Raw genomic sequence first — 26,908 nt, forward strand, 5'->3', positions numbered from 1 at the left:
CTTCGAGGTGGCTCTTTTCATGACCGAGGTCGAACGGCTCAACTACGACGTGGTGGTGATCGGTGCCGGCGGTGCCGGTCTCCGCGCGGTCATCGAAGCCCGTGAACGCGGCTTCAGCGTCGCGGTGGTGTGCAAATCGCTCTTCGGCAAGGCGCATACGGTGATGGCCGAAGGCGGCTGCGCGGCGTCGATGGGCAACGCGAATTCGAACGACAACTGGCAGGTGCACTTCCGCGACACCATGCGCGGCGGGAAGTTCCTCAACAACTGGCGGATGGCCGAACTCCACGCCAGGGAGGCGCCGGACCGGGTCTGGGAACTGGAGACCTACGGCGCCCTGTTCGACCGCACCGCCGACGGCCGGATCAGCCAGCGCAACTTCGGCGGGCACACGTACCCGCGGCTGGCGCACGTCGGCGACCGCACCGGACTCGAACTGATCCGCACGATGCAGCAGAAAATCGTTTCGCTGCAACAAGAGGACTTCAAGGAGACCGGTGACTACGAGGCGAGGATCAAGGTCTTCGCCGAATGCACGATCACCGAGCTGTTGACTGAGGACGGCCGGATCTCGGGCGCCTTCGGGTATTGGCGGGAGAGCGGCCGGTTCATCCTGTTCGAGACGCCGGCGGTGGTGCTGGCGACCGGCGGTATCGGGAAATCGTTCAAGGTCACCTCGAACTCGTGGGAGTACACCGGTGACGGGCACGCGCTGGCGCTGCGGGCCGGGGCGACGCTCATCAACATGGAGTTCGTCCAGTTCCACCCGACGGGCATGGTCTGGCCGCCGAGCGTGAAGGGGATCCTGGTCACCGAAGGCGTCCGCGGTGACGGCGGGGTCCTCAAGAACACCGAGGACAAGCGGTTCATGTTCGAGTACGTCCCCGATGTCTTCAAGGGGCAGTACGCGGACAGCGAGGAAGAAGCCGACCGCTGGTACACCGACCAGGAGAAGAACCGCCGCACGCCGGATCTGCTGCCGCGTGACGAGGTGGCTCGTGCGATCAACTCCGAGGTCAAGGCGGGCCGGGGATCGCCGCACGGCGGGGTCTTCCTCGACATCGCCAGCAGGCTGCCCGCGGAGGAGATCCGCAAACGGCTGCCGTCGATGTACCACCAGTTCAAGGAACTCGCCGACGTCGACATCACGAAGGAACCGATGGAGGTCGGCCCCACCTGCCATTACGTGATGGGCGGGATCGAGGTCGATCCGGACACCGCGTCGTCGAGCGTGCCGGGGCTGTTCGCCGCGGGCGAGTGTTCGGGCGGGATGCACGGCTCGAACCGGCTCGGCGGCAACTCGCTTTCGGATCTGCTCGTCTTCGGCCGTCGTGCGGGCCTCGGCGCCGCGTCCTACGTCGCGGAACTGAAGGACCGCCCGAAGGTCAGTCAGTCCGATGTGGACGCCGCCGCGGCGATGGCGCTCGCGCCGTTCGACCCGCCGGGCGACGGTGTCGAGGAGAATCCGTACAGCCTGCACACCGAGCTGCAGCAATCGATGAACGACCTCGTCGGCATCATCCGCAAATCGGAGGAGATCGAGCGGGCGCTGGAGAAGCTCGGGGAACTGCGCGAGCGGATCAAGCGGGTCACCGTCGAAGGACACCGGCAGTTCAACCCCGGCTGGCATCTCGCCGTCGACCTGCGGAACATGCTGATGGTCAGCGAATGCGTCGCCAGGGCCGCGCTGATGCGGACCGAGAGCCGGGGCGGGCACACGCGGGACGACCATCCCGGCATGGACGCCCAGTGGCGCAACAAACTCCTGGTCTGCTCGGCCACACCGGGCGACAACCCGGTGGTGCCGGAGATCGGCATCGAGGTCAAGGCGCAGACCCCGCTGCGGCAGGACCTGCTGGAGCTGTTCGAACTGTCCGAGCTGGGGAAATACTACACCGACGAAGAACTGGCCTCGCACCCCGGGAGTCCGGCATGAGCTACAAGGCGAGTTTCCGGGTCTGGCGCGGTGACGCCGACGCCGGTGAGCTGCAGGACTACACCGTCGAGGTCAACGAGGGCGAGGTCGTCCTCGACATCATCCACCGGTTGCAGGCCACCCAGGCCTCGGATCTGGCGGTGCGGTGGAACTGCAAGGCGGGCAAATGCGGTTCGTGCTCGGCGGAGATCAACGGCAAGCCGCGGCTGCTGTGCATGACCCGGATGTCGACCTTCACCGAGGACGAGGTCATCACCGTGACGCCGATGCGGACGTTCCCGGTGATCCGCGACCTGGTGACCGACGTGTCGTTCAACTACACCAAGGCCCGCGAGATCCCCTCGTTCACTCCGCCGCCGGAGCTGAAGCCGGGGGAGTACCGGATGCAGCAGGTGGACGTCGAGCGCTCGCAGGAGTTCCGCAAGTGCATCGAATGCTTCCTGTGCCAGAACACCTGCCACGTGGTGCGTGACCACGAGGAGAACAAGGAGGCCTTCGCCGGGCCCCGGTACCTGATGCGGATCGCCGAACTCGAAATGCATCCCCTCGACGTCGCCGACCGGCGTGACGAGGCGCAGGAGGAGCACGGGCTCGGCTACTGCAACATCACCAAGTGCTGCTCGGACGTGTGCCCGGAGGGCATCCACATCACCGACAACGCGCTGATCCCGATGAAGGAACGCGTCGCGGACCGGAAGTACGACCCCATCGTCTGGCTGGGGAACAAACTGTTCCGGCGGGACAAGTAGACACCCCTCGTGAGTGGTAAGGACGGTTCTAACCGTCCTTACCACTCACGAGCTAAATCGGTTGCCGCCGCCCCTATCCCTGCCGCACACTTACCCGCACACCACCGAGGGAGGACACATGACGCGACGTTGTTACGCCATGGTCCTTGGTATGGAAGAAGAACACGGCTCCCGATCGCCGTCCTAGCAGGACGACGCATACGCGGAGCCGCCCTTCGGGAAACCGAACCGGGCGGCTTTTTCTTTCGGTGACCCAGATTTCTGGAACGAAGCAGTCCGGTGCGCATGCGCGCCGGACTGTGTTCCAGGCCAAGGCGCGTTGGTCCAGCGGAAGGGATACCGGGTTTTCACCCCGGTGACGTGGGTTCGACTCCCACACGCGCTACGCCCCGGCACGGCGGGGAAACCTGTTCCGTCGTACCGGTGCGGCGGTGTGGGCCCGTGTGTCCCATACCGCCAGACGCGCACGGTCCGGCGACCGGCCGGGATTCATAGCCCCGGCCAGCCTGGCTCGACACCAGGGTGTGCGACTCAGCCCACCTTGCGGGCGCTGTGCACGTCGCCGCTCTCGTGGCGGCGCAGGACGAGGTCCTGGAACCCGTTGTCCCGCAACCCTTCTTCCAGGTTGAGCCCGTTCGTGGCGACAACCACCAGCAGCCCGCCCGTCACCAGGCTCGCGGCGACGCGACCGAGATGATCGGGAGAGTCCAGGAAGGCGAGCACGACGTCGAACACTCCCATCGCCGGCAGCCGGGTGAGCTGGTGGACCTCGTAGGAGATCCCGGCGGGGTCGCGTTCCTCTTCGCGTTGCGCGGCCGCGATCAGCACCTGGTCCGCGTCGACGCCGACCACGCGGCGCGCGCCCTTTCCGCGGAGCAAGCGTGGGTACCGGCCATCGCCGCACCCGACGACCAGGACCGACCTGCCCGCCAGGTCCGGCAGCGCTTCGAGCAGCGTCGCGGCCTGGTCCGCCATACGGCCGACGCTAGCCGAGCGGCCGCTGTCCCGACAGGACCAAGAGGCCTATCCCGGAGTACATGAAGGCCCCCTTCCTGTACCTGGGCGCAAGGAAGGGGGCCTTCATGTACTTATGGAGCTACAGCGACCGACCGGTGTTGAAGTCGGTGGCGTCGACGACGGACGCGGGTGCGTCGTGCACCGGCTTGGCGCCCTTGGGTGCCTTCTTCCGCCGCGCCAGCTTGTTCTCGAGCCAGCTCGCGAACTGGGTCAGGAGCAGGTTCAGCACGATGAAGATGATCGCGACGACGATCAGCGTCGGGATCGTGTTGCCGTAGAGACCGGTGAGCGGTCCGGTGCTGCGGATCAGCTCGTTGAAGCCGATGGTCAGCTGACCGGCCAGCGCGGTGTCCTTCAGGATGACGACCAGCTGGCTCACCAGCGCGGGCAGCATCAGGGTGACCGCCTGCGGCAGCAGGACGGTCATCATGATCTGGGTCTTGCGCATACCCAGCGCGGAGGCGGCCTCACCTTGGCCCTTGGGCAGCGAAAGGATGCCCGCACGGAACACCTCGGCCATGACCGAGCCGTTGTAGAGCACCAGGCCCGTCACCGCGGCGAACAGCGGGCGGATCGCGGCGTCGATGTCGGTGTAGAACGCGTAGAACGCGGCGGCGAAGACCATCAACAGCAGCACCGGGATCGCCCGGAAGAATTCGACGACGGCGCCGACCGGGACTCGCACCCATTTGTGGTCGGACAGCCTGCCGATACCCAGCAGTGCGCCGATCGGCAGCGCGATCACGATCGACAGCGCCGCGGCCTTCAGCGTGTTGAGCAGACCGGGCAGGATGAACTCGGTCCAGGTGGAACCCTTGAGGAAGGGCTCCCACAGCGCGCCGGCCCACTGGTTCTTCTCGTCGAAACCCGCGTAGACGTAGTACGCGGCCAGCGCCAGGACGAGAACGAAAAGAACGGTGTAGAGCCAATTTCGGGCCCGAGCCTTGGGGCCGGGGATGTCGTAGAGGACGGTCTGCGCGCTCATCGCTTGACCTCGACCTTCTTGGCGACCCAGCCCAGGAACAGGCCGAGGGGGAGGACCAGGACGACGAAACCGGCGGCGAAGAGCAGGAAGACCAGCAGCAGCGAGTCGGACTCGTTCTCCACCATCTCCGACATCAGCAGCGAGGCCTCGGCCACACCGATGATCGACGCGACCGTGGTGTTCTTCAACAGCGCGATCATGACGTTCGCCAGCGGCGCGATCACCGACCTGAACGCCTGCGGCAGCACGATCAGTGTCAGCACCTGGAGGAAACCGAGCCCGAGTGCGCGGGCCGCTTCCGCCTGGCCGACGGGCACGGTGTTGATACCCGACCTCAGCGATTCACAGACGAATGTCGCCGTGTAGGCGATGAAACCGAGGATCGCGAGCCGGAAGGCGTTGTCCTCCAACGACGTCGTCGACTCGGACGAGGCCAGGCTGACTCCCAGGGTGGAGGACAGGCCCAGCGACGTGAAGACGATGATCACGGTCAGCGGGGTGTTCCGGAAGATGTTGACATAGGCGGTGCCGAATGCCCGCATGATCGGAACCGGACTGACCCGCAACCCCACCAGGATGGTGCCCCAGATCAGGGAGCCGATCGCGGAGAAGAAGGTGAGCTTGATCGTCATCCAGAAGGCGCCGAGCAAGTCGTAATTGGGATTGTCGAGGAAATCGAACAAGGTGCTCAACCCAGCCTCGGTATGGGAACGGTGCGCCGCGGTACACGGCGCACCGTTCGATTCCTTCAGTTCAGCGGCTCAACGAGCCGGGTGTCAGGAGACGGCCGGGGGTTCCGGGATCTTGTAGCCCGACGGGCCGACGTTCTTCTCCAGAGCGGCCTTCCACGCGCCGTCCTGCTGCATCTTCTTGATCGCGTTGTTGATCGCGGTGACGCTCTCGGCGTCGTCCTTCTTCAGGCCGACGCCGTACTTCTCGTCGGTGAAGCCCTTGCCGACCAGCTTCAGCTTGCCGGGCTGCTGCGCGGCGTAGCCGGCGAGGATCACGTCATCGGTCGTCATGGCATCGACGGTTCCGTTGAGCAGATCGGTAACGCAGTCGGTGTACTTGCCACGTTCCTGGAGCTGGACTTCCTTGGCGTACTTGTCCTTGACGTTCTGCGCCGGGGTCGAACCCTTGACCGAGCAGAGCTTCTTGTTGCCGGTCAGCGACTCCGGGCCGGTGATGTCGGTGTTGTCGGCCTGGACCAACAGGTCCTGGTGGGCGATGAAGTACGGGCCCGCGAAGGAGACCTCGTTCTTGCGCTTGTCGGTGATCGAGTAGGTGGCGACGATGAAGTCGACCTCACCCTTCTTGATCAGGTCCTCGCGCTGCGCGGACTGCGCTTCCTTCCAGGTGATCCCCGACTCTTCGACGCCGAGCTCCTTGGCGATGTACTTCGCCACGTCGACGTCGAAACCGGCGTAGGTGCCGTCGGCCTGCTTCTGGCCGAGACCGGGCTGGTCGAACTTGATGCCGATGACCAGCTTCTTGTCGCTCTTGGCCTTCGCCACCACGTTCTTGGCGCCGCTGGAGCCGCTGCCGGCGTCCGACCCGCCGCCACCACAGGCGGAGAGGGCGAGACCGGCCGCCACGACGGCCGCGCTCATTCGCAGAACTCGGTTCAACCGCATTGTTCTCAGTTTCCTTCCGAATCTTGTCCAGCCATACCGGCCGGCGGGGAAGACCTCAGTGGGTCAGGATCTTGCCGAGGAAGTCCTTGGCGCGATCCGTCTTCGGCTTGGTGAAGAAGTCGTCCGGGGTGGAGTCCTCGACGATCTCGCCGTCGGACATGAACACCACCCGGTTCGCCGCGCGCCGCGCGAAGCCCATCTCGTGGGTGACGACGAGCATCGTCATCCCGTCCTTGGCGAGCGTGGTCATCACGTCGAGGACCTCCTGGACCATCTCCGGGTCCAGCGCCGAGGTCGGCTCGTCGAACAGCATCACCTTGGGGCGCATGGCCAGCGCGCGGGCGATCGCCACCCGCTGCTGCTGCCCGCCGGAGAGCTGGGCCGGGTACTTGTCGGCCTGGTTGGCGATGCCGACGCGTTCGAGCAGGTCCATCGCGGTCTTGCGGGCCTCGGCCGAGTTGACCTTGCGGACCTTCATCGGCGCGAGCATGACGTTCTCGACGATCGTCTTGTGCGCGAACAGGTTGAACGACTGGAACACCATGCCGACGTCGGCGCGCAGCGCGGCCAGCGCCTTCCCTTCGGCGGGCAGCGGAACGCCGTCCACCGCGATCTCGCCGGAGTTGATGGGTTCCAGCCGGTTGATCGCCCGGCACAGCGTCGACTTGCCAGACCCGGACGGCCCGAGCACGACCACGACCTGCCCACGCGGCACCTCGAGGTTGATCTCCTTGAGCACGTGCAGGTCGCCGAAGTACTTGTTCACGGCGGCCGCCTTGATCATCGGCGCCGCCACCTCCGCGGTCATCTGGCCTCCAGGAGCGTTCGTTTGCAGGGGACTGCGGGGTCAGGCACCACGCGATGGCGGAAACCTACTCCCGTCGGACCGCTTGTAAAGACGGCTTGACCAATACTTAGGGTTTCAAGTCCGTATCGTTCTCAAGCCACCGGACGGCCCCGGTCCACCTCCGTCCGGCGCTGATCAGCCTAGACAAAGCGGGGGTGTCCCGTAACCGGGGTCACAACAGATCTGTGACGCATCGTGACCATTACCGCGTGCAGCGGGTCCCTCACAGGGCCATCCGGCCCAGCGGTACGGGCAGCGCGAGAGGTGACTCACCCCATAGAGTCGTTCTTCACCTCGTCGCGGTGCGGGGACGGCGTGAAAGGGAAGACACGGGTGCGGGTACTGCTGGTGGAGGACGACGACCGGGTCGCGGGTGCCTTGACGCCCGCGCTGACCCGGCGCGGCCTGACGATCAAACGCCTGGCCTCCGGCGCCGGCGTGCTCGATCTGGTGCACGAGGTCGACGTCGTGCTGCTCGACCTGGGCCTCCCCGACATCGACGGGATCGTGCTGTGCCGCCGCATCCGCGCGGTCAGCGACGTCGCGGTGATCGTCGTTTCGGCGCGGGGCGAGGTCGACGACCGGATCCAGGGGCTGCGGTCCGGCGCCGACGACTACCTGGTCAAGCCCTACGACGTCGACGAACTGGTCGCCCGCGTCGAGGCCGTGCGCCGTCGCCGCGGAGAACGGCCAGCCGCGGCCGAACCGCCGGGCGTCATCCGCGCGGGTGATGTCTCGGTCGATATCGGGCGCCACGAGGTGCAGGTCGACGGTCAGCCGGTTTCGTTGTCCCGCAAGGAATTCCAGGTGCTCGCGCTGGTGGTCACCGCCCGCGGCGCGGTCTGCGCCCGTGATCACGTGCTGAACGAGGTCTGGGGGCATCGCGGCCCGGCGGAGAGCCGGTCGCTCGACGTCCACGTCGCCACCCTGCGGACCAAACTGGGCAGGCCCGCGCTGATCGAGACCGTCCGCGGCGTCGGGTACCGCCTCGGCGGCGCCTACGGTCCGGCGGAAGAAGGCTGAGCCGGTGCGCGTCCGGCTCCAGGCGATCGTGCTGACGCTGGTCGCGGCCCTCGTGTTCGGCCTCGGCATCCCGCTCGCGCTCAGCGTGGCGGCCAGTGTGCAGCTCGACCTCTTCCTCGACCGCCTCACCGACACCTCCCGGTTCGCGTCGCTGGCCCAGCGCCCGCTGGTGGAGAACCGGCCGGACCTGATCGTGGACGAGCTCCACCGCTACACCGAGGTCTACGAAGTGCCGGTGGCGATCGTCGACCAGGACGGCGAGGCCGTGGCCCGCGGGCCCGGCGAGGTGGGGATCGAGCTCAAGGACCCCGTCATCGCCTCCCATCTGCAGGAGGCGCTGGCCGGACGGCGTTCGGAGCCCGGACCGCTGCTGATGCCGTGGAACACCGAGCCGCTGGTGCTGGCCGAGCCGATCCTCATCGACGGCGAGGTGCGGGGCGCGGTCATCACCGTCTCCTCGACCGCCAAGGCCCGCACCGAACTGCTGTGGTGGTGGCTGCTCATCGCGGCGGGCGCGGTGCTGGCGTTCGGGCTCGCGCTGCTGGTCGCGGTGCCGGTGGTGCGCTGGATCCTGCGCCCGGTCCGGCGGCTCGACGACGCCACCGGCGAACTGGTCGCCTCCGTGGTCAGCGGCCGCGAGGTCAAACGGGTGGGGGAGACCGGCGGGCCACCGGAGCTGCGGCAGCTCGAACGGTCCTTCGACCGGATGGCGGCCAGCGTCGACGAGGCGCTGTCGGCGCAGCGCGCGTTCGTCGCCGACGCCTCCCACCAGCTGCGGAACCCGTTGACCGCGTTGAAGATCAGGCTGGGCAACCTCGACGGCCACGTCGACGACGACCTCGCCGCGGCCGACCTCGAAGCCGCCGTCGTCGACGCGCGACGGCTCAACCAGATCCTCGACGAACTCCTCTCGCTGGCCCGCGCCGAGGCCTCGGGCGGCGAACTGGTGCAGGTCGGCCTCGACGAGGTGGTGGGCGCCCGGGTGGCCGACTGGACCGTGGTCGGCGCGGCACGCGACATCACGCTGGAGGCGACCGGGCTGGGCGGCGGACTGCGGGTGCTCACCCCGGCCCGCGGCCTCGAAGTGGTCCTCGACGCGCTGCTGGACAACGCGCTCAAGTTCACCGAGCCGGGCACCGAGGTGCGGGTGGACGTCAGGACCGCCGACGGCAAGGTGGACATCGCCGTCCGCGACCACGGCCCCGGCCTGCGCGACGACGAGCTGGATCGCGCGGCGGACCGGTTCTGGCGCAGCACCGCGCATCAGAACGTGCCCGGATCCGGCCTCGGCCTGGCGATCGTCACCGAGATCCTGGCCCGCTCGGACGGTTCGCTGCGGCTCGGCTCACCCGACGGCGGCGGTCTTCAGGTGACCGTGACCCTGCCGCTAGTTCTTGAGTGACCGGAAGTAGCGCAGCGCGCCGGGATGCAGCGGCAGGGGCGCGGTCTCGATCGCGGGATGGATGTCGATCGACAGCGCCGCCCCGGCCGCCTCGACCAGCTGGTCCCGCGCGTCGAACAGCCCGCGCACCAGCGCCTCGGCGACGTCGTCGCGCATCGACGTCGGCACCACCAGGAAGTTCGGCAGCACGAGCGTGGTCACCGGTGACGGCAGGTTGTAGGCCGTCACCGGGATGGTCGCCGTCCGGTACACCGGGCTGGTGGCGCGCAGCGCGTCCGCCAGATCGGTGATGTCGAGCAGCCGCAGGCCGACCGTGTGCACCTTCTCGGTGATCGACGGCGTCGGCAGGCCACCCGACCAGATGACGGCGTCGATCTGCCGGTTCTCCAGCGCGGGCAGCGCCTCGGGGAGACCGAGATTGCGCCGGTCGATCGCGCCGGTCAGCCCCGACGCCTTCAGCAGCTGCTTCGAGAGGAACTCGACACCCGAATCCGGCGAACCGATCGCGACCTTGTGCCCGCGCAACTGCGCGAACGACCTGATCGACGAGTCGGCGCGGACGATGACGTGCAGATAGTCGTCGTGCACCCGGGCCAGCGCGGCCAGCCCGGCGGTGTCGTCGGCGGCCACGTCGGCCGCCACGAACGCGACGTCGGCCTTCCCCGCCCGCACCCGGCCGACGTTGTCGGGCGAGCCCTGGGTCTCCTGGATCACCGGCCGCTCGGTGTCCAGTTGCGTGGCCCACGCGTCGGCCAGCGCCTCGGCCAGTTTGTCGTAGACACCGCCGTTGAGCCCCGCCGCGATCCGCACCTTCGTCCCGGACAGATCGGGACCGCACCCGGTGACCAGGGCACAGACCACGGCGATCACCACCGCGAGCACCCCTGGTCTCCTCATGAGGGTCGATCGTGCCATGGAACCCCGCCCGCGTACCCTCGAAGGCGAGATGAGCGCGCGCACTTACCAGATCCGCACCTTCGGCTGCCAGATGAACGTGCATGACTCCGAACGTCTTGCCGGGCAGCTCGAGGACGCCGGCTACGTACCGGGTGACGGCGAGGCCACACCCGACCTGATCGTGTTCAACACCTGCGCGGTGCGGGAGAACGCGGACAACAAGCTGTACGGCACCCTCGGCCATCTGCGGCCGCAGAAGACGGCGAAGCCGGACATGCAGATCGCCGTCGGCGGCTGCCTCGCCCAGAAGGACCGCGGCGAGATCGTCAAGCGCGCGCCCTGGGTCGACGTCGTCTTCGGCACGCACAACATCGGTTCGCTGCCGACGCTGCTGGAGCGCGCGCGGCACAACGCCGAGGCCGAGGTCGAGATCCTCGAATCGCTCGAGACCTTCCCTTCGACGCTTCCGGCGAAGCGGGACTCGGCGTACGCGGGCTGGGTGTCGATTTCGGTCGGCTGCAACAACACCTGCACCTTCTGCATCGTCCCGGCGCTGCGCGGCAAGGAACGCGACCGCCGCCCCGGCGAGATCCTCGCCGAGGTCGAGGCGCTCGTCGCCGAAGGCGTGCTGGAAGTGACCCTGCTGGGCCAGAACGTGAACTCCTACGGCGTCGAATTCGGCGACCGGCTCGCGTTCGGGAAGCTGTTGCGCGCCTGCGGTTCGGTGGACGGGCTGGAACGGGTCCGGTTCACCTCGCCGCATCCGGCGGCGTTCACCGAGGACGTCATCGACGCGATGGCCGAGACGCCGAACGTGTGCCACCAGCTGCACATGCCGCTGCAGTCCGGGTCGGACCGGGTGCTGCGCGAGATGAAGCGGTCCTACCGTTCGGCGCGCTACCTCAAGATCCTCGACCGCGTGCGCGAGTCGATGCCCGACGCCGCGATCACCACCGACATCATCGTCGGTTTCCCCGGCGAGACCGAGGAAGACTTCCAGGCGACGCTCGACGTCGTCGCGCAGGCGCGGTTCTCCAGCGCGTTCACCTTCCAGTACTCGATCCGGCCGGGCACGCCCGCCGCCGAGATGGACGGGCAGCTGCCGAAGGAGGTCGTGCAGGAGCGCTACGAACGGCTCGTGAAGCTGCAGAACGACATCTCCTGGGACGAGAACAAGAAGATCGTCGGGCGGCGCGTCGAGCTGCTGGTGGCCTCCGGCGAGGGCCGCAAGGACACCGAGACCCAGCGCATGAGCGGCCGCGCCCGGGACGGCAGGCTCGTCCACTTCACGCCGACGGGACCGCTCGTGGACCGTTCGGTGCGGCCCGGCGACGTCGTCGAGACCGTGGTGACCTACGGCGCTCCGCACCATCTCGTCGCCGACGGCGACCTGCTGTCGCACCGCCGAACGAAGGCGGGCGACAACTCCGAGGCCGGGTTGCGGCCGAAGACCAACGGCGTGACGCTGGGCCTGCCGGGCTTCGGTGCCCCGGCCGTCACGCCGGAACCGGTGAGCGGGTGTGCACTGTGACCGAACCGAAGATCGACGAACTCGCCGCCGAGATCGACGAGGTCGGCGAACGCGCGGCCAAGACGATCGAACTGGGCAGGCGCGGGTTCACCATCGCCGTGCTGGTGTTCGTGCTGCTGGTCGCCCAGCTGCTGCCCTGGGTCGGCGAGCACGCCGGCTGGGAGGTGCTGCTCGGCAAGGGCGGCGGGATCCCGCAGTTGTTCGCCGCGACCTCCACCGGGGTCGGGGTGTTCGTCTCGGCCGTCACGCTGGTGACCCGGCGCTGGTGGCTGGCCTGGGTCTGCGCCGCCGGAGGCTGGTTCGCCTCCGTCGACGGAATGCTCGCGATCTGGTCCCAGCAGTCCTCGAACGCGACCGGCGCGGCCGGTGGCGGTCCGGGCATCGGGCTGATCGTCGCCTGGATCGCCACCGTCGCGCTGGCCGTCTACTGGATGCGGGCCGCGTTCTCGCGCAGCTAGCCGACCCGCAGGGTGAGGTTGCTGGACGTGTACGCGCTCGCGTAGAGCGTCGTTTCCGGGTGATAGGCCCTGAGCGTGACCACCGCGCTGAAGGAGAAGCTCAGCTTCAGGGAGAACGTCGAGTTGGGCCGGCAGGTCGTGTCGGCGATGTTCACCCAGACACTGCCCTGAAGCTGCTGCACGATGATCGCTTCGAGGCTGTCCGTGCCGTCGGCCCGGGCGCCGGCCACGGCCTGCAGGGTCCCCTTGAGGGTGACCTTTTCGTTGACCTTGACCTGCTTCTTGCTGAGCGACGCGTCGAGCTTGACCTTCTTCTTTCCGGCTTCGGAGGAGGCCGGGAGCGGTGCCGGGGAACCGGTCGCCGCCGCGGCCGGGGCGAGCCCGGCCACCAGAGCACAACTGATCGCCAGGGCGGCGAACGCCCGGCGTACTGGGGGAATCAGTGTCTGGTTCATGATCGAAGTCGACCACGGTTGAGCGCGGAGAGCGCTCGAATACGCACGAAGGTGCTAGGTGTCCCTCCACAGTGGAGTGACGCGTCCCGCCGCCCGATGGCCGTGAAGGCCTCCTTGAGGGACCCAGAGTCCCTCGACGTTCCCCTCATCGTGCCGAAGCCTGACCACGAGTCCCAACGAGCTCAGCCGGGAGGTCGGTGCTTGAAGGTAGTGAAGGCCTCCTTGCCTACCCTCAGGGTAGGCAAGGAGGCCTTCACGGACGGACCCGGATCAGCGGTCCGCGATGGCCGCTTCCGCCGCCTCGAGCCACTCACGCCACTGCGCGGCCTGCTCGTCCGCCTTCTTCGCGCGCCGCTCGTCGCCCGCCGCACGGGCCTTCGCCGCCTGCGACTCGAACTGCTCGACCCGCTCGCGGAACTGCGCGGCCCTGGCCTGCGCCTCCGGGTCGGTCCGGCGCCACTTGCTGTCCTCGGCCGCCTTGATCGCGTCCTGCACGGCCTTCAGCCGCCCGTCCAGCTCACGGATGCGCTCGCGCGGGACCTTGCCGATCTCGTCCCACTGGTCCTGGATACGCCGCATGTGCTGCTTCGCCGCCTCCAAGTTCGCGGCGGGATCGATCTTCTCGGCCTCGACGAGCAGCTCCTCCTTCTGCTGCGCGTTGGTCGCGAATTCGGCGTCGCGCTCGGAGAACACCGCGGACCGCCGGGCGAAGAATTTGTCCTGCGCGGCCCGGAAGCGCTGCCAGAGCGCCTCGTCGCTGTCCTTGGGGGCGCGGCCGGCGGCCTTCCACTCGGTCATCAGGTCCTTGTAGCGACCCGCCGTCTCACCCCAGTCCGACGACTCCGAGATCGCCTCGGCCTCGGCGATCAGCTCTTCCTTGCGGTGCTTGGCGCCGGCGCGCTGCTTGTCGAGCTCGGCGAAGTGCGAGCCGCGGCGCCGGTTGAACGCCTCCCGGGCCTTGGAGAACCGCTTCCACAGCTCGTCGTCGGTCTTGCGGTCGACCCCCTTGACGGTCTTCCACTCGTCCAGGATGGCGCGCAGCCGGTCGCCGGCGGCCTTCCACTGGGTCGACCCGGCGGCGAGCTTCTCGGCCTCGTCGGCGAGGGCCTGCTTGCGGACGACGGCGGCCGCGCGGGCTTCCTCACGCTCCTGCTTGGCCGCGGCCAGAGCCTTCTCGGCGTGGGCGATGACCTGCTCGATGCGGCCCCTCAGCGCGGCGATGTCGCCGACGACGGCGGCTTCGGCGAGACCGTCACGCAGCTGCGTGGCCGTCGCCAGCGCGTGCTTCGGATCGCCCGCGCCGGACTCCAGCCGCGTCTCCAGCAGCTCGACCTCGGTGCGCAGGTCGTCGAAGCGGCGCGCGTAGTGGAGCAGACCCTCGTCCGGGCTCCCGGCCTGCCAGACACCGACCGCGCGCTCGCCGTCGGGTGTGGTGACGTAGACCGTTCCTTCGTCGTCGACCCTGCCCCAAGCGGACGGGCTGGGCTCGGCGGGCGGCACGGGGGGTGCGGGGTGCCCGCCACCGAGCGCGTGCGGTACCGGGTGCGGTGCCGGGGTACCGGTGGACGTGTTCTCCTGGGCCATCGCAGGCTCCTTATCGCCTGTACGCCCGCTGGCGCGGGCGCCCCGCCTAGTGGCGGGGCCGGGTAATGCGTTGCCGTCTTGCTTCGGGGGCGTCAGTCCCTTGCGGCATTCAAGCAGCTCAGCGTCCACCGTGGAACCGGATGAATCACCAGAGGGCAGTGATCCTACTTCCGGTGGACCCTCCGTGGCGGTCGGTTGCTCGTCTTCGGAGGCGGGGAAGGTAACGTCGGCGGCCGTGATCCGCCGTGTCGCCATGCTCCCGCAACCCCCGCTGCTCATCCCCGAACTCGCCGCCGGCGCGGCGGACGAGTGCGCCGAGCTGCGTGAAGCCTGCCTCACCGCCGCGGGTCGCCTGACCGGCGTTTCGCCGGAGTGGGTCGTCATCGGCGCGGCCGCGGGGGCGCCCGAGGTGCCGGAGCACGCGAGCGGGTCTTTCCGCGGCTTCGGTGTCGACCTAGGTGTCTCACTCAGCCGGGTGACGGCGCCCGAGACAGAGCTGCCGTTGCCCGCGCTCGTCGCCGGCTGGCTGCGTGAGCAGGGCGGCGCGTCGTCGGTCCGGGTCCACCTCGTCGACCCCGCCACCCCCTCCGGCCAGTGCGAACAGCTCGCCCGTGGGCTGGGCGAGCCCGCCGCGGTACTCGTCCTCGGCGACGGTTCGAGCCGGCACGGCCCGCGTTCCCCCGGCGGCGAGGACGAGCGCGCGGAGGAGTTCGACGCCGGGATCCGCGACGCGCTGGCCAAGGCCGACACGAGCGCGCTGTCCGCACTCGACCCGGCCTTGGCGGCCGAACTCGGGGCGGGTGGCCGCGCGCCCTGGCAGGTCCTCGCCGGACTGGCGGCGGACGGGGGCTGGACCGCCGAGGTGCTTTACTCCGCCGCGCCGTTCGGCGTCGGCTACCACGTCGCGGTCTGGGAACACGCGTGATCCGGCCGGTCGCGGTCGTCGGGCCCACGGCGACCGGGAAGACCGCGCTGGCGGTCGACCTCGCCCTCACCCTCGGGGGTGAAGTGGTCAACGCGGACGCGTTGCAGCTGTACCGCGGGATGGACATCGGGACGGCCAAGGCGACCCCCGAAGAGCGGCGGGGCGTGCCGCATCACCTGCTCGACGTCCTCGACGTCACCGAGACGGCGTCCGTCGCCGCGTACCAGCGCGACGCGCGCGCCCGCGTCGAAGAACTGCTCGACGCCGGACGCGTGCCGATCCTCACCGGCGGGTCGGGGCTCTACGTCCAAGCCGTGCTCGACGACCTCAAGTTCCCGGGCACCGATCCGGACGTGCGGGCCCGGCTGTCCGCCGAGGCCGACGAAATCGGCGTCGCCGCGATGCACGCCCGGCTCACCGAACTCGACCCCGTCGCCGCCACGGCCATCCTGCCGACCAACGGCCGCCGGATCGTGCGCGCGCTGGAGGTCATCGAGATCACCGGCGAACCGTTCTCGGCCAACCTGCCGAAACCGGGGCCCGCGCGCTACGACACGGTCCTGATCGGCATCGACCGCGAACCCGCCGAACTCGACAGCCGCGTCGACCGCCGCGTGGAGCTCATGTTCGAAGCGGGACTCGTCGACGAGGTCCGGACGTTGCTGGGCCGGGGGCTCCGCGACGGGCTCACCGCGTCGAGGGCGCTGGGCTACCAGCAGGTGATCGCCGCCATCGACGGCGACGGCGACTTCCGGGCCGCGTCCGAGGCCACCGCGCAGGCCACCCGGAGGTTCGTGCGGAGGCAACGTTCCTGGTTCCGGCGGGACAAGCGCATCCAGTGGTTCGACGGCGGTTCGGAGCGGCTGGCCGAGCGCGTCCTCGAAGCGACGGCCCAGTAATCTTGCGGGCATGGGCGGCATCGAATTCCTTAAGGGACACGGCACACAGAACGATTTCGTGCTGCTTCCCGACCCCGACGGCCGCCTCGAGCTGACCGAAGCACGGGTGGCGGCGCTGTGCGACCGCCAGCGTGGTCTCGGCGCCGACGGCGTGCTGCGGATCGTGCGCTCGGCGGCCTTGGGGGTGGAATCCGACGGCGAATGGTTCATGGACTACCGCAACGCCGACGGGTCCATCGCGGAGATGTGCGGCAACGGTGTCCGGGTCTTCGTCCGTCACCTGGTCGATTCCGGGCTGGTGTCCGAGCGCGACTTCGTCATCGGCACCCGCGCCGGAGACCGGCCGGTCCAGATGCACGCGGACGGGTCGGTGACCGTGCAAATGGGCCCGGCGACGATCACCGGGACCTCGGTCACCGTGGTCGCGGGGCAGCCGTTCTCCGGTGTCGCGGTGAACGTCGGCAACCCGCATCTGGTGTCGGTCGTCGAGGACGACGTCGACGTCCTCGACCTGCGTGACCAGCCCGACTTCGACTCCGACGTGTTCCCGGAAGGCGTGAACCTCGAGTTCATCAACCTGCTCGGCGACGACGCGCTGAAGATGCGCGTCCACGAACGCGGCGTCGGCGAGACGCGGTCCTGCGGTACCGGCACGGTCGCCGCGGTCGCCGCCGCCCTGCACCTCGCGGGCACCGACGCCGGGGAAGCCACAGTCGACATCCCCGGCGGCCGCGTGGTGGTCGGGATCCGCCGCGGGTCGTCCACGCTGACCGGCCCCGCGGAGATCGTCGCCCGCGGAGAGCTCGACGAAGCCTGGTGGGCCGGGCTCGGTTAGCCGACGGCGATCGGTTCGCGCGGCAGGTCACGAAGCTTCCGGATCGGCGAGAAGACCACCCACAGCACCGCGGCCACCTCGCCGACCGCGACGAACCACAGCGTCCCCCGGATCCCGATCGCCTCGCCCAGTACACCGCCGACCAGTCCGCCCAGCGGCAGCATCCCCCACACCACGAAGCGCACGCTGGCGTTCATGCGGCCGAGCAGCCGATCCGGGCAGACGGCCTGCCGGTACGAGACCTGCGCGACGTTGTAGACGATGATCCCGAACCCCGCGATCGCCAGCGCCGCGGGGAACAGGACGATCCGCCAGCCCGGTGCGGCGAGCGGGAGCAGCAGCTGGAACGGCCAGGTCAGCAGCGGGACGAACCAGATCGATCGCGCCTGCCCGATCCGCCGGGTGATGCGCCCGGCCAGGATCGCCCCGATGATCCCGCCCACGCCACCGGTCGCCAGCACGGCGCCGACGACCGCCGGTGACAAGCCGAGTTCCCGGTTGAGGAACAGGATTTCGATCGCGGTGAAGGCGCCGTTGAACAGGTTCGCGGTCGCGGTGCAGGCGACGATCGAACGCAGCGCGGGGTCTTTGAAGACGAACCGCAGTCCCTCGGCGATCTGGGGGAGCAGCTTCGCCTCTTCGGGTTGCTCGGGGACGTCTTCGACGGTGCGGATCCGCAGCAGGCACAGCGCCGAGGTCAGGAAACCCACGCCGGTCATCAGCACGGCGTTGGCCGCGCCGGCCAGCTGCACGAGCCCGCCGCCGATACCCGGCCCGGTCAGGAACGCGACCGACTGGCTCGCCTGGAGTTTCGCGTTGCCTTCGAGCAGATGCTCGCGGCCGACCAGCGACGGCAGATACGACTGGTAGGCGACGTCGAAGAACACCGTCGCGACGCCGACGAGCGTGGCGACCACGATCAGCTGCGTCAGCGACAGCACGCCGGCCCACCAGGCGAGGGGAACGGTGAACAGCAACGCCGCGCGGACGAAGTCGGCCCGCAGCATGAGCATCCGCCGCCGCATCCGGTCCACCCACACTCCGGCGGGCAGCCCGATGATCAGGAACGCGATGGTCTCGGCCGCGGTCAGCAGTCCCATCTGGAACGGTGTCGCGGCCAGCACGGTGGCCGCGAGCAGGGGAATCACGGTGTGACCGGCGAAAGCGCCCACCTGACTGGCCGTGTCGCCCGCCCAGAGCCGCCGGAAGTCGGCGTGGAAGAAGAGGGATTCCTTGCGCACGACGCCACCTTGGCCTGAGTGATTGGAAACTGTCAATCACTTTCGGCTCTAGGCTGTCCCGGTGCCCACTCAACGTCGCGCCGCCACCGAGGCCGAGATCGCCGCGATGGCCTCCGGAATAAGGTTGCGCATCATCCGGTTGACCTACTCCGAGGCGCTGACCAACAAGGAACTCGCCGAACGACTCGATCGCGACCCCGCGACGACGCTGCACCACGTGCGCAAACTCGTCGACACAGGGTTCCTCGAAGCGCTCCCGCCGCGACGCGGCACGCGCGGTGCGAAAGAAATTCCGTATCGCTCGACCGGGTTGTCGTGGCATCTTGATTCCCGCGACAGGGGGATCGATCAGGCGATCTTCGAGGCTTATCTGGCCGAGATCGCCGACGTGGGATTCGACGAGGTGCAGCAGACGCGCCTAGTCGTGCAGGTACCGGACGAGCAGATCGCCGAGTTCGAGACACGGCTGATGGAGCTCGTCGACGACTTCATCTCCCGGCCGGCCGACCCGGAAGCGAAACGCACGGCCATCTACCTGTCGAAATATCCCAGCAGGTAATGAATTCGGTCCCGCCGCCGAAACGTGGGACCATGGAGGCACGATGACGGAACTGACACACAACGATCTGAACGACGACATGGACCCATCGACCGGCGAACTGGAGCTCGAGGACCGCGCCTCGCTCCGCCGGGTAGCGGGCCTGTCCACCGAACTCGCGGATGTCACCGAGGTCGAATACCGGCAGTTGCGCCTGGAGCGCGTCGTCCTGGTCGGTGTGTGGACCGAGGGCAGCGCCCTCCAGTCCGAGGCCTCGCTCGCCGAACTCGCCCGGCTGGCCGAAACGGCGGGCTCCGAGGTACTCGAAGGCCTGGTGCAGCGGCGGATCCGCCCGGATCCCGCCACCTACATCGGCTCGGGCAAGGTCAAGGAACTGCGGGGGATCGTGGCGGCCACCGGTGCCGACACGGTGATCTGCGACGGTGAGCTGTCCCCCGGTCAGCTGCGCCAGCTGGAGGAGAAGGTCAAGGTGAAGGTCATCGACCGCACCGCCCTGATCCTCGACATCTTCGCGCAGCACGCCCGCTCGAAGGAGGGCAAGGCGCAGGTCGAGCTGGCCCAGCTGCAGTACCTGATCCCGCGGCTTCGCGGGTGGGGTGCGGCGCTGTCCCGGCAGGCCGGTGGCCGGGCGGGCGGCGCCAACGGTGGTGTGGGTCTGCGCGGTCCGGGTGAGACGAAGCTCGAAACCGACCGGCGGCGGATCAACAAGCGCGTGTCCAAGCTGCGCCGCGAGATCGCCGCGATGGACACCATCCGCGAGACCAAACGTGGTCGACGGGTGGCCAACGAGGTGCCGAGCGTCGCGATCGTCGGCTACACCAACGCCGGCAAGTCGAGCCTGCTCAACGCGCTGACCGGTGCCGGGGTGCTGGTCGAGGACGCGCTGTTCGCCACGCTGGATCCGACGACCCGGCGGGCGCAGACCCCCGACGGCCGCACCTACACGCTGACCGACACCGTCGGTTTCGTCCGGCACCTGCCGCACCAGCTGGTGGACGCGTTCCGCTCGACGCTGGAGGAGGCGGCGAGTGCCGATCTGCTCGTCCACGTCGTCGACGGTGCCGACCCGACACCGGAAGAGCAGGTCAACGCGGTACGCGAAGTGCTCGCCGAGATCACGAAGCGCCGTTCCGAGCCGCTCCCGCCGGAGCTGCTGGTGATCAACAAGGCCGACGCCGCCGACGAGGTGTCGCTGGCCCGGTTGCGGCACCAGCTCGCCGGTTCGGTGCAGGTGTCGGCGCGGACCGGCACCGGGATCACGGAGCTGGCCGAGGTGATCGCGGAGAAGTTGCCGAGGCCGGAGGTCGTGGTCGAGGTGCTGATCCCGTACTCGCGGGGCGAGCTCGTCTCCCGCGCCCACGCCGACGGCGAGGTGCTGGAGGAAGAGCACGTCGAGACGGGTACGCGGCTCGTCGTCCGCGGCAGGCCCGAGCTGGCCGCGGCGCTGAGCGACTTCCAGACGGACGGCTCGGCTCTGTAGGCAAGTACCAAAAGCCTCGTGAGTGGTAAGGACGGTTCTAACCGTCCGTACCACTCACGAGTCTTTTTGGCATCCGCACCGAACTGCGCGCCGCCTCGGACGTCTCCGTAGTGTGGGGCTTCAGGGGTTCCACGGTACGGAGGTGGATGTGCGGGGGATTTTCGCGGCCGCGGTCGCGCTGGTGGCGTTCATCGGCGGGACGGCTCCCGCCATGGCGCAGGAGGTGCCGGCGCCGCAGCCGGTGTGCAAGAACAGCGACTCCCGGCTCAGCGAACTCTCCGGCCTGGTCTCCGACGGAGAGCACCTGTACGCCCTCAACGACGGCGGCACCAAGACGCAGGTCTTCGTCCTCGGCCGCGACTGCAAGGTCCAGAAGGTCATCTCGGCCGCGACGGACCCTTATGACCCCGAAGACCTGGCCCGCGCCGCCGACGGGACCTTCTGGCTTTCCGACACCGGCGACAACCGCAAGAAGCGGGACACGGTCGCGCTGATCTCGCTGACTCCCCAGGGCAAGGCGACGCTGCACCGGCTCACCTATCCCGATGGGCAGCACGACGTCGAGGCGCTGATCATGGACCGCTCGGGTACGCCGTACCTGATCACCAAGGACGTCTTCGGCGACGCGAAGGTGTACCGCCCGACGGGGCCGCTCGCCAGCCCCGGCCCGACCCCGCTGGAGCGCGTGGGGTCGTTGCAGATCAAGGAGACTTCGACGCCGGGCGGGCCCGTCGGGTCGATCGGCTCGATGACGGTGACCGGCGCGGCCTCGATGGCCGACGGCTCGGTGGTCGCGTTGCGGACCTACACCGACGCCTACCTCTACGCCGTCACCGACGGGGACCTGAAGAGCGCACTGCAGCGCGAACCCGTGCGCGTGCCCTTGCCGAACGAGAAGCAGGGCGAGGCGATCGCCTTCGACCCGGACGGGACGCTGCTGTCCGGCGGGGAGGGCGTCGGGGAGCAGATCCGTGCGGTGAAGGGCGCGGCCGCGCTCGCCGTGGACGCGGCGAAGTCCGAGGGCAGCACGTCGGGCGGGACCTCCGCGGCCGGTGGCTCTGGCCAGGGGTCCGACTTCCCGTTCGTGCAGGCCGGGATCGCCGCGGTCGTCGTGATCGGCGGCCTTCTCCTGGTCGGCAGGCTGCGCAAGCGGCGCGCCTGACCGAGGGAGTCTGCCGAAGCTGCCGAGTCTGACCCGGGTCGGGTGACCCGGGATCCCGGCGTGCTCCGGCTCCGGACTACAGCCTGCGAAGAACGGCGACGACCTTGCCGAGGATCGTGGCGTCGTCACCCGGGATGGGGTCGTACGCCTCGTTGTGCGGCATCAGCCAGATGTGGCCGTCCTTGCGCTTGAACGTCTTGACCGTCGCCTCGCCGTCGATCATCGCCGCCACGATCTCGCCCGGATCCGCCGTGGGCTGCTGGCGCACGACGACCCAGTCGCCATCGGTGATGGCGGCGTCGACCATCGAGTCGCCGGTGACGCTCAGCAGGAAGAGCTCACCCTCGCCGACGATCTCCCTCGGCAGCGGGAAGACGTCTTCGATCGCCTGCTCCGCCAGCACCGGCCCACCGGCGGCGATCCGGCCGACGAGCGGTACGTACGCGGCCTTCGCGGCCGACTGGGGCTGCTCGACGTCGATGCCCATCGGGTTGTCGTCCGTCGTGGCGAGCACCCCCACCGCACGCGGGCGGTTCGGGTCGCGTCGCAGATAACCCTTGCGCTGCAGGGCCTGCAACTGGTGCGACACCGACGAAGTGGAGGTCAGCCCGACCGCCTCGCCGATCTCACGCACACTCGGCGGGTAGCCGAACCGGCTCACCCACAGTTTGATCACGTCGAGCACCTGCTGCTGCCGCACGGTCAGGGTCTCGTCCACCTCGTAGACCTCGGGCAAGGCGCGCACCTTGCCCGAGCCCCTAGGCGCGTTCCCCGCCTTGCTCTCCTTAGCCACCGTATCGCTCCTTCATCTCTGCGTCGCCTCCCAGTGCGTCCGGTCGCCCGGACCGACTTCGCGTGTCTTCGCCGGTGGCGGACGATCTTCCCGCCCACGGCACCGGCGGCGTCCGCGCAGCAGACGCCCTGGTCAACGACGTTAGCCCGCCGCGACGACGATTTCAAACATCTGTTCGATGGACACGCCGTGTCGCTCGATTTTTGTCGGTGGGAGGTGGTACACATTCGCACGGGCGTTCGATAGAACGCTTGTTCGATCTTGATCGCCGGGTCGCGGCCCGGTGCGAGCGCAGCAGGAGTTGCGAGGAGGTTCCGATGTCGATTCTGGCCGATCGAGGACTGGTGCGGCCCAGTTCCCCCAGGTCCGTTCCGGCAGGTGTGACGCGGCCCGTGCGGGTGGTGCGGGGCGCGCGTGCCGAGCCCTTGCGCCCACCGATCAGGGCGCGGGTCGTGGCTGGCCGCCGCCCCGGTGTCGCCACCGCCTCCCCGGCTTGCCCGGCGCCGCGGCGGCTCCCGCTCAGGTGGCCGTCGCTCGTCGGAATGGCTCTGCTCGTCGCCGGGGTCATCACCGGATCGGGTCTGTTCTTGGCCGGTGTTCCGGGTGCCGCGGTGCCCGAACGGACCACGACGGTGTCGGTTTCCTCGGGGGAGACCCTGTCCGATCTCGCGACGCGTTTCGCGCCAGGAAGTGACACTGGCGCGGTCGTCGCGAAGATCAAGGAGCTCAACTCCCTGGAAGACGCCGTTCTCGTCCCCGGATTGCCGCTCACGGTGCCGGTCGCGGCCGAGATCGCGGAGGGTGGGAGGTGATCCTGATGCCGTTCTCACCCCTGGTGGGTGAGCTCCTCATCCGTCTCTGACCGACCCGGTCGTTGCGCTTGCGCGTGCCCGGACCTCACCCTAGTCTCCACCGCTATATGTAGTAGTTACATGGCTGTAGTTGGTCCATAGCTTGGGGTAGACTCGGTACCAGTTGTCCACAGCTGGCCGGTGTTCACCCACCGGATGTCCACAGATCGGTCCACATGTCGATCTTTTCGTCGTTGCGTGGCGACGGGACGGGCGTCCATTCGGGGCCGGCGCGGAGGGGAAGGTGATCGGCGGATGAGGTGCCCGTTCTGCCGGCATGCGGACTCTCGGGTCGTCGACTCCCGAGAGGTGGATGAGGGTCAGGCGATCCGGCGGAGGCGCTCGTGCGCCGCTTGCGGCCGGCGCTTCACCACTTCGGAGACGATGGTGCTCGCCGTCGTCAAACGATCCGGGGTCACCGAGCAGTTCAGCCGGGACAAGGTGGTCCGGGGGGTGCGCCGCGCCTGTCAGGGCAGGCCGGTCGACGACGACGCGCTGCAGCAGCTCGCACAGCGGGTCGAGGAGTCGATCCGGTCGGCGGGGCTGGCGGAGATCCCGAGTCACGAGGTCGGCCTGGCGATCCTGGGCCCCCTGCGCGAACTCGACGGCGTCGCCTATCTCCGGTTCGCCAGTGTCTACCGCTCCTTCTCCTCGGTCGAGGACTTCGAGAAGGAGATCTCGGACCTTCGTGAGGCCATGGCTGCCACACCGGACGAGAGCGATCAAGACGCGAAAGACGGCTGATGCCGCCTCCCGCGTGGGAGTGAGGGAAAGACCCATGACCGAGACCGTGGGAACAGGTAACCCGGCCACAACGCGGACGAGCGGGAAGAAGAAGCAGGCAGGCGGGCTCGCCGTGCGTCGCGTCTTCACCACCGAGGGCGTCCACCCGTACGACCAGGTCACCTGGGAGAACCGGGACGTCGTGATGACGAACTGGCGCGACGGGACGGTCAACTTCGAGCAGCGCGGCGTCGAGTTCCCCGGCTTCTGGTCGGTCAACGCGACGAACATCGTCACCAGCAAGTACTTCCGCGGCGCCGTCGGCACTCCCCAGCGCGAGCAGAGCCTCAAGCAGCTGATCGACCGCGTCGTCCGCTCCTACGTCGACGCCGGTCGCGAGCACGGCTACTTCGCGAGCCCCGCCGACGCCGAGGTCTTCGAGCACGAGCTGACCTGGATGCTGCTGCACCAGGTGTTCAGCTTCAACTCGCCGGTGTGGTTCAACGTCGGCACGACGTCGAAGCAGCAGGTCTCGGCGTGTTTCATCCTCTCGGTCGACGACACCATGGAGTCGATCCTCAACTGGTACCGCGAAGAGGGCCTGATCTTCAAGGGCGGCTCCGGCGCCGGCCTGAACCTCTCCCGTATCCGTTCCTCGCGTGAGCTGCTGTCCTCCGGCGGCACCGCGTCCGGTCCGGTCTCCTTCATGCGTGGTGCCGACGCCTCCGCGGGCACCATCAAGTCCGGTGGCGCCACCCGGCGCGCGGCGAAGATGGTCGTACTCGACGTCGACCACCCGGACGTCGAGGAGTTCGTGCAGACCAAGGCCCGCGAAGAGGAGAAGATCAAGGTCCTCCGCGACGCCGGGTTCGACATGGACCTCTCCGGCTCGGACATCGCCTCCGTCCAGTACCAGAATGCGAACAACTCGGTCCGCGTCTCCGACGAGTTCATGCAGGCCGTCGAGACCGAGGGTGACTTCGGCCTGCGGTCCCGGACGACCGGCGAGGTCATCGACCGGGTCGACGCCAAGAAGCTGTTCCGCACCATCGCGCGGGCCGCGTGGGAATGCGCCGACCCGGGCCTGCAGTACGACGACACGATCAACGACTGGCACACCTGCCCCGAATCGGGCCGGATCACCGCGTCCAACCCGTGCTCGGAGTACATGCACCTGGACAACTCCAGCTGCAACCTCGCCTCGCTGAACCTGCTCAAGTTCGCCACCGAGGACGGCGGTTTCGACGCGCCGCTGTTCGCGAAGGCCGTCGAGCTGGTCATCACCGCGATGGACATCTCGATCTGCTTCGCCGACTTCCCGACCGAGGCGATCGGCGACACGACCCGTAAGTTCCGCCAGCTGGGCATCGGTTACGCGAACCTCGGCGCCTTGCTGATGGCGCTCGGGCACGCGTACGACTCCGACGGCGGCCGCGCGCTCGCCGCCGCGATCACCTCGCTGATGACCGGTGTTTCGTACCGGCGTTCCGCCGAACTCGCCGCGGTCGTCGGGCCGTACGAGGGTTACGCGCGCAACGCCGAGGCGCACCAGCGGGTCATGCGCAAGCACGCCGCCGCCAACGAACTGGTGCGGACCTATCACTCGAACGACGCCGCGGTCCGCGCGCTCGCGACGCAGGAGTGGAAGCACGGCATCGAACTGGGTGAGAAGAGCGGCTGGCGCAACGCACAGGCGTCGGTGCTCGCGCCCACCGGCACCATCGGTTTCATGATGGACTGCGACACGACCGGCATCGAGCCGGACTTCTCGCTCGTCAAGTTCAAGAAGCTGGTCGGCGGCGGATCGATGCAGATCGTCAACCAGACCGTCCCGCGCGCACTGGCGGCGCTCGGCTACCAGGGCGAGCAGATCGAGGCGATCGTCGAGTACATCGCCCAGCACGGCCACGTCGTCGACGCTCCCGGCCTGCGCCAGGAACACTACGAGGTGTTCGACTGCGCGGTGGGGGAGCGGTCGATCGCGCCGATGGGGCACGTCCGGATGATGGCCGCGGTGCAGCCGTTCCTGTCCGGCGCGATCTCCAAGACGGTCAACATGCCGGAGTCGGCGACCGTCGAAGAGGTCGAGGAGATCTACTTCCAGGGCTGGAAGTACGGCCTCAAGGCGCTCGCGATCTACCGCGACAACTGCAAGGTCGGCCAGCCGCTCTCCACCGGCAAGAAGGAGAAGGCCGAGCCCGAGGCCGAAAAGGTCGTCGAGTACCGGCCGGTCCGCAAGCGCCTGCCGAAGAAGCGCCCGAGCCAGACGGTGTCGTTCACCGTCGGTGGTGCCGAGGGCTACCTGCACGCCGGTTCGTACCCGGACGACGGCCTCGGCGAGATCTTCGTGAAGCTCGGCAAGCAGGGGTCGACTCTTTCGGGCGTGATGGACGCGTTCTCGATGTCGATCTCCGTCGGCCTGCAGCACGGGATCCCGCTGGAGTTCTACGTTTCGAAGTTCTCGAACCTGCGCTTCGAGCCCGCCGGGATGACCGACGACCCCGACATCCGCATCGCCACCAGCGTCATGGACTACCTGTTCCGCAGGCTGGCGCTGGACTATCTGCCGTACGAGAAGCGTTCGCAGCTAGGCATCTTCACCGCCGACGAGCGCTCGGCGCAGGTCGAGGCGAACTATGGCACGGCACCCGCCGCCGAACCGGAGAACGTCGACCTCGACGCCCTTCGGTCCACTGTGGACTCTTCGGCCGCCGAGCCTGCCAAGATGGCGCATTCGACGGCGGAACTGGTCGAACTGAACCTCGGCACCGCCTCCGACGCCCCGCTCTGCATGACCTGCGGCACCAAGATGCGGCCCGCCGGTTCGTGCTACGCCTGTGAAGGGTGCGGCGCCACCTCCGGCTGCAGCTGATCCCAATCCTGCTTCGGTGGACGACTCGGTCGTCCACCGAAGCAGGCGGC

Annotated in this window: 25 protein-coding genes and 1 tRNA gene; 16 read left to right on the forward strand and 10 right to left on the reverse strand. The window is 68.6% G+C overall.

The genetic code is table 11. The annotated features are described in order from the left end of the window. Positions 1-19: 19 nt before the first annotated feature. The 3 genes from ACZ3HL_RS03875 to ACZ3HL_RS03885 all read left to right on the forward strand — a co-directional run bounded on the left by ACZ3HL_RS03875 (position 20) and on the right by ACZ3HL_RS03885 (position 3,070). A complete protein-coding gene (locus ACZ3HL_RS03875; protein WP_465411984.1) occupies positions 20-1,936 on the forward strand; it encodes a fumarate reductase/succinate dehydrogenase flavoprotein subunit in 1,917 nt (638 codons plus the stop codon). Continuing rightward, on the forward strand, positions 1,933-2,685 hold the full coding sequence (locus ACZ3HL_RS03880) for a succinate dehydrogenase/fumarate reductase iron-sulfur subunit (RefSeq protein ID WP_465411985.1): 753 nt from the start codon (positions 1,933-1,935) through the stop codon (positions 2,683-2,685). Before ACZ3HL_RS03875 ends, ACZ3HL_RS03880 begins: the two co-directional genes overlap by 4 nt. Before the next feature lie 313 nt (positions 2,686-2,998). Further along, positions 2,999-3,070, forward strand: a tRNA-Glu gene (locus tag ACZ3HL_RS03885). A 146-nt stretch (positions 3,071-3,216) separates the two neighbouring features. Here the strand turns inward: ACZ3HL_RS03885 and ACZ3HL_RS03890 are convergent. The 5 genes from ACZ3HL_RS03890 to ACZ3HL_RS03910 form a co-directional block, all read right to left on the reverse strand. Continuing rightward, positions 3,217-3,660 (reverse strand): class I SAM-dependent methyltransferase, encoded by a 444-nt coding sequence (locus ACZ3HL_RS03890; RefSeq protein ID WP_465411986.1) that lies wholly within the window; start codon positions 3,658-3,660, stop codon positions 3,217-3,219. Between the two features lie 121 nt (positions 3,661-3,781). Continuing rightward, on the reverse strand, positions 3,782-4,687 hold the full coding sequence (locus ACZ3HL_RS03895; RefSeq protein ID WP_465528608.1) for an amino acid ABC transporter permease: 906 nt from the start codon (positions 4,685-4,687) through the stop codon (positions 3,782-3,784). After that, on the reverse strand, positions 4,684-5,379 hold the full coding sequence (locus ACZ3HL_RS03900) for an amino acid ABC transporter permease (RefSeq protein ID WP_465528610.1): 696 nt from the start codon (positions 5,377-5,379) through the stop codon (positions 4,684-4,686). The genes ACZ3HL_RS03895 and ACZ3HL_RS03900 overlap by 4 nt, the downstream gene beginning before the upstream one ends. An 84-nt stretch (positions 5,380-5,463) precedes the next feature. Next, on the reverse strand, positions 5,464-6,321 hold the full coding sequence (locus ACZ3HL_RS03905) for a glutamate ABC transporter substrate-binding protein (protein ID WP_465528612.1): 858 nt from the start codon (positions 6,319-6,321) through the stop codon (positions 5,464-5,466). 55 nt (positions 6,322-6,376) lie between these two features. Continuing rightward, the gene (locus ACZ3HL_RS03910; protein ID WP_007029281.1) at positions 6,377-7,105 is read right to left on the reverse strand and encodes an amino acid ABC transporter ATP-binding protein; all 729 of its coding nucleotides are present in this window, start codon (positions 7,103-7,105) and stop codon (positions 6,377-6,379) included. A gap of 396 nt (positions 7,106-7,501) precedes the next feature. Here ACZ3HL_RS03910 and ACZ3HL_RS03915 point away from each other — a divergent pair, with 396 nt between their 5' ends. Together ACZ3HL_RS03915 and ACZ3HL_RS03920 are read left to right on the forward strand one after the other, a co-directional pair. Continuing rightward, positions 7,502-8,191, forward strand: coding sequence for a response regulator transcription factor (locus ACZ3HL_RS03915; RefSeq protein ID WP_465412494.1), 690 nt, complete (start codon positions 7,502-7,504; stop codon positions 8,189-8,191). Positions 8,192-8,195: 4 nt separating this feature from the next. Beyond that, positions 8,196-9,593, forward strand: a complete 1,398-nt coding sequence (locus ACZ3HL_RS03920; protein WP_465528614.1) for a sensor histidine kinase — start codon at positions 8,196-8,198, stop codon at positions 9,591-9,593. On the opposite strand, the gene ACZ3HL_RS03925 is transcribed toward ACZ3HL_RS03920, so the two are convergent. Beyond that, the gene (locus ACZ3HL_RS03925; protein WP_465411990.1) at positions 9,579-10,490 is read right to left on the reverse strand and encodes a TAXI family TRAP transporter solute-binding subunit; all 912 of its coding nucleotides are present in this window, start codon (positions 10,488-10,490) and stop codon (positions 9,579-9,581) included. The genes ACZ3HL_RS03920 and ACZ3HL_RS03925 overlap by 15 nt on opposite strands. Positions 10,491-10,506: 16 nt before the next feature. On the opposite strand from ACZ3HL_RS03925, the gene miaB reads away from it, so the two are divergent. Next, a complete protein-coding gene (gene miaB / locus ACZ3HL_RS03930) occupies positions 10,507-12,021 on the forward strand; it encodes a tRNA (N6-isopentenyl adenosine(37)-C2)-methylthiotransferase MiaB (RefSeq protein WP_465529103.1) in 1,515 nt (504 codons plus the stop codon). Next, positions 12,018-12,479: an Rv2732c family membrane protein gene (locus ACZ3HL_RS03935; protein WP_465528616.1), complete on the forward strand. Its 462-nt coding sequence runs from the start codon at positions 12,018-12,020 to the stop codon at positions 12,477-12,479. The genes miaB and ACZ3HL_RS03935 overlap by 4 nt, the downstream gene beginning before the upstream one ends. On the opposite strand, the gene ACZ3HL_RS03940 is transcribed toward ACZ3HL_RS03935, so the two are convergent. Both ACZ3HL_RS03940 and ACZ3HL_RS03945 read right to left on the reverse strand, forming a co-directional pair. Next, on the reverse strand, positions 12,476-12,934 hold the full coding sequence (locus ACZ3HL_RS03940) for a hypothetical protein (protein ID WP_465528618.1): 459 nt from the start codon (positions 12,932-12,934) through the stop codon (positions 12,476-12,478). The two genes, ACZ3HL_RS03935 and ACZ3HL_RS03940, sit on opposite strands and share 4 nt — an antisense overlap. Positions 12,935-13,204: 270 nt before the next feature. After that, positions 13,205-14,518: a DUF349 domain-containing protein gene (locus tag ACZ3HL_RS03945; protein ID WP_465528620.1), complete on the reverse strand. Its 1,314-nt coding sequence runs from the start codon at positions 14,516-14,518 to the stop codon at positions 13,205-13,207. Positions 14,519-14,753: 235 nt separating this feature from the next. Here ACZ3HL_RS03945 and ACZ3HL_RS03950 point away from each other — a divergent pair, with 235 nt between their 5' ends. The 3 genes from ACZ3HL_RS03950 to dapF are packed head-to-tail and all read left to right on the forward strand — an operon-like array spanning position 14,754 to position 17,177. After that, the gene (locus ACZ3HL_RS03950) at positions 14,754-15,443 is read left to right on the forward strand and encodes a class III extradiol dioxygenase subunit B-like domain-containing protein (protein WP_465528622.1); all 690 of its coding nucleotides are present in this window, start codon (positions 14,754-14,756) and stop codon (positions 15,441-15,443) included. Further along, positions 15,440-16,342: a tRNA (adenosine(37)-N6)-dimethylallyltransferase MiaA gene (gene miaA, locus ACZ3HL_RS03955; protein WP_465528624.1), complete on the forward strand. Its 903-nt coding sequence runs from the start codon at positions 15,440-15,442 to the stop codon at positions 16,340-16,342. Before ACZ3HL_RS03950 ends, miaA begins: the two co-directional genes overlap by 4 nt. A 10-nt stretch (positions 16,343-16,352) precedes the next feature. Beyond that, positions 16,353-17,177, forward strand: coding sequence for a diaminopimelate epimerase (gene dapF / locus ACZ3HL_RS03960; protein WP_465411996.1), 825 nt, complete (start codon positions 16,353-16,355; stop codon positions 17,175-17,177). On the opposite strand, the gene ACZ3HL_RS03965 is transcribed toward dapF, so the two are convergent. Beyond that, positions 17,174-18,418: an MFS transporter gene (locus tag ACZ3HL_RS03965; RefSeq protein WP_465528626.1), complete on the reverse strand. Its 1,245-nt coding sequence runs from the start codon at positions 18,416-18,418 to the stop codon at positions 17,174-17,176. The two genes, dapF and ACZ3HL_RS03965, sit on opposite strands and share 4 nt — an antisense overlap. Before the next feature lie 61 nt (positions 18,419-18,479). On the opposite strand from ACZ3HL_RS03965, the gene ACZ3HL_RS03970 reads away from it, so the two are divergent. From ACZ3HL_RS03970 to ACZ3HL_RS03980, 3 genes are all read left to right on the forward strand, one after another. Beyond that, positions 18,480-18,977, forward strand: a complete 498-nt coding sequence (locus tag ACZ3HL_RS03970) for an ArsR/SmtB family transcription factor (protein WP_465411998.1) — start codon at positions 18,480-18,482, stop codon at positions 18,975-18,977. Positions 18,978-19,020: 43 nt separating this feature from the next. Further along, on the forward strand, positions 19,021-20,457 hold the full coding sequence (hflX, locus tag ACZ3HL_RS03975; RefSeq protein ID WP_465411999.1) for a GTPase HflX: 1,437 nt from the start codon (positions 19,021-19,023) through the stop codon (positions 20,455-20,457). A 148-nt stretch (positions 20,458-20,605) separates the two neighbouring features. Beyond that, the gene (locus ACZ3HL_RS03980; protein ID WP_465528628.1) at positions 20,606-21,619 is read left to right on the forward strand and encodes a hypothetical protein; all 1,014 of its coding nucleotides are present in this window, start codon (positions 20,606-20,608) and stop codon (positions 21,617-21,619) included. A gap of 76 nt (positions 21,620-21,695) precedes the next feature. Here the strand turns inward: ACZ3HL_RS03980 and lexA are convergent, their stop codons facing one another. After that, complete coding sequence (lexA, locus tag ACZ3HL_RS03985) at positions 21,696-22,412, reverse strand: transcriptional repressor LexA (protein ID WP_126734914.1); 717 nt, start codon at positions 22,410-22,412, stop codon at positions 21,696-21,698. Positions 22,413-22,729: 317 nt separating this feature from the next. On the opposite strand from lexA, the gene ACZ3HL_RS03990 reads away from it, so the two are divergent. From ACZ3HL_RS03990 to ACZ3HL_RS04000, 3 genes are all read left to right on the forward strand, one after another. Next, entirely contained in the window at positions 22,730-23,224 is a 495-nt protein-coding gene (locus tag ACZ3HL_RS03990) for a LysM peptidoglycan-binding domain-containing protein (RefSeq protein ID WP_465528630.1), read from the forward strand. Between the two features lie 294 nt (positions 23,225-23,518). Next, a complete protein-coding gene (gene nrdR, locus ACZ3HL_RS03995) occupies positions 23,519-24,007 on the forward strand; it encodes a transcriptional regulator NrdR (RefSeq protein ID WP_034311932.1) in 489 nt (162 codons plus the stop codon). Positions 24,008-24,041: 34 nt separating this feature from the next. Beyond that, complete coding sequence (locus ACZ3HL_RS04000; RefSeq protein WP_465412002.1) at positions 24,042-26,858, forward strand: vitamin B12-dependent ribonucleotide reductase; 2,817 nt, start codon at positions 24,042-24,044, stop codon at positions 26,856-26,858. Positions 26,859-26,908 lie beyond the last annotated feature (50 nt).

The organism is Amycolatopsis sp. NPDC000009, from assembly GCF_055563465.1.

Bases quoted from the DNA above. Each gene is read 5' to 3' on its own strand.
- dapF (WP_465411996.1), top strand. From the start codon at position 16,353: ATGGGCGGCATCGAATTCCTTAAGGGACACGGCACACAGAACGATTTC.
- ACZ3HL_RS03940 (WP_465528618.1), bottom strand. From the start codon at position 12,934: ATGAACCAGACACTGATTCCCCCAGTACGCCGGGCGTTCGCCGCCCTG.
- ACZ3HL_RS04000 (WP_465412002.1), top strand. From the start codon at position 24,042: ATGACCGAGACCGTGGGAACAGGTAACCCGGCCACAACGCGGACGAGC.
- ACZ3HL_RS03880 (WP_465411985.1), top strand. From the start codon at position 1,933: ATGAGCTACAAGGCGAGTTTCCGGGTCTGGCGCGGTGACGCCGACGCC.
- hflX (WP_465411999.1), top strand. From the start codon at position 19,021: ATGACGGAACTGACACACAACGATCTGAACGACGACATGGACCCATCG.
- ACZ3HL_RS03990 (WP_465528630.1), top strand. From the start codon at position 22,730: ATGTCGATTCTGGCCGATCGAGGACTGGTGCGGCCCAGTTCCCCCAGG.
- ACZ3HL_RS03890 (WP_465411986.1), bottom strand. From the start codon at position 3,660: ATGGCGGACCAGGCCGCGACGCTGCTCGAAGCGCTGCCGGACCTGGCG.
- ACZ3HL_RS03910 (WP_007029281.1), bottom strand. From the start codon at position 7,105: ATGATCAAGGCGGCCGCCGTGAACAAGTACTTCGGCGACCTGCACGTG.
- ACZ3HL_RS03895 (WP_465528608.1), bottom strand. From the start codon at position 4,687: ATGAGCGCGCAGACCGTCCTCTACGACATCCCCGGCCCCAAGGCTCGG.
- ACZ3HL_RS03945 (WP_465528620.1), bottom strand. From the start codon at position 14,518: ATGGCCCAGGAGAACACGTCCACCGGTACCCCGGCACCGCACCCGGTA.
- ACZ3HL_RS03925 (WP_465411990.1), bottom strand. From the start codon at position 10,490: ATGAGGAGACCAGGGGTGCTCGCGGTGGTGATCGCCGTGGTCTGTGCC.
- nrdR (WP_034311932.1), top strand. From the start codon at position 23,519: ATGAGGTGCCCGTTCTGCCGGCATGCGGACTCTCGGGTCGTCGACTCC.
- ACZ3HL_RS03905 (WP_465528612.1), bottom strand. From the start codon at position 6,321: ATGCGGTTGAACCGAGTTCTGCGAATGAGCGCGGCCGTCGTGGCGGCC.
- ACZ3HL_RS03875 (WP_465411984.1), top strand. From the start codon at position 20: ATGACCGAGGTCGAACGGCTCAACTACGACGTGGTGGTGATCGGTGCC.
- miaB (WP_465529103.1), top strand. From the start codon at position 10,507: ATGGAACCCCGCCCGCGTACCCTCGAAGGCGAGATGAGCGCGCGCACT.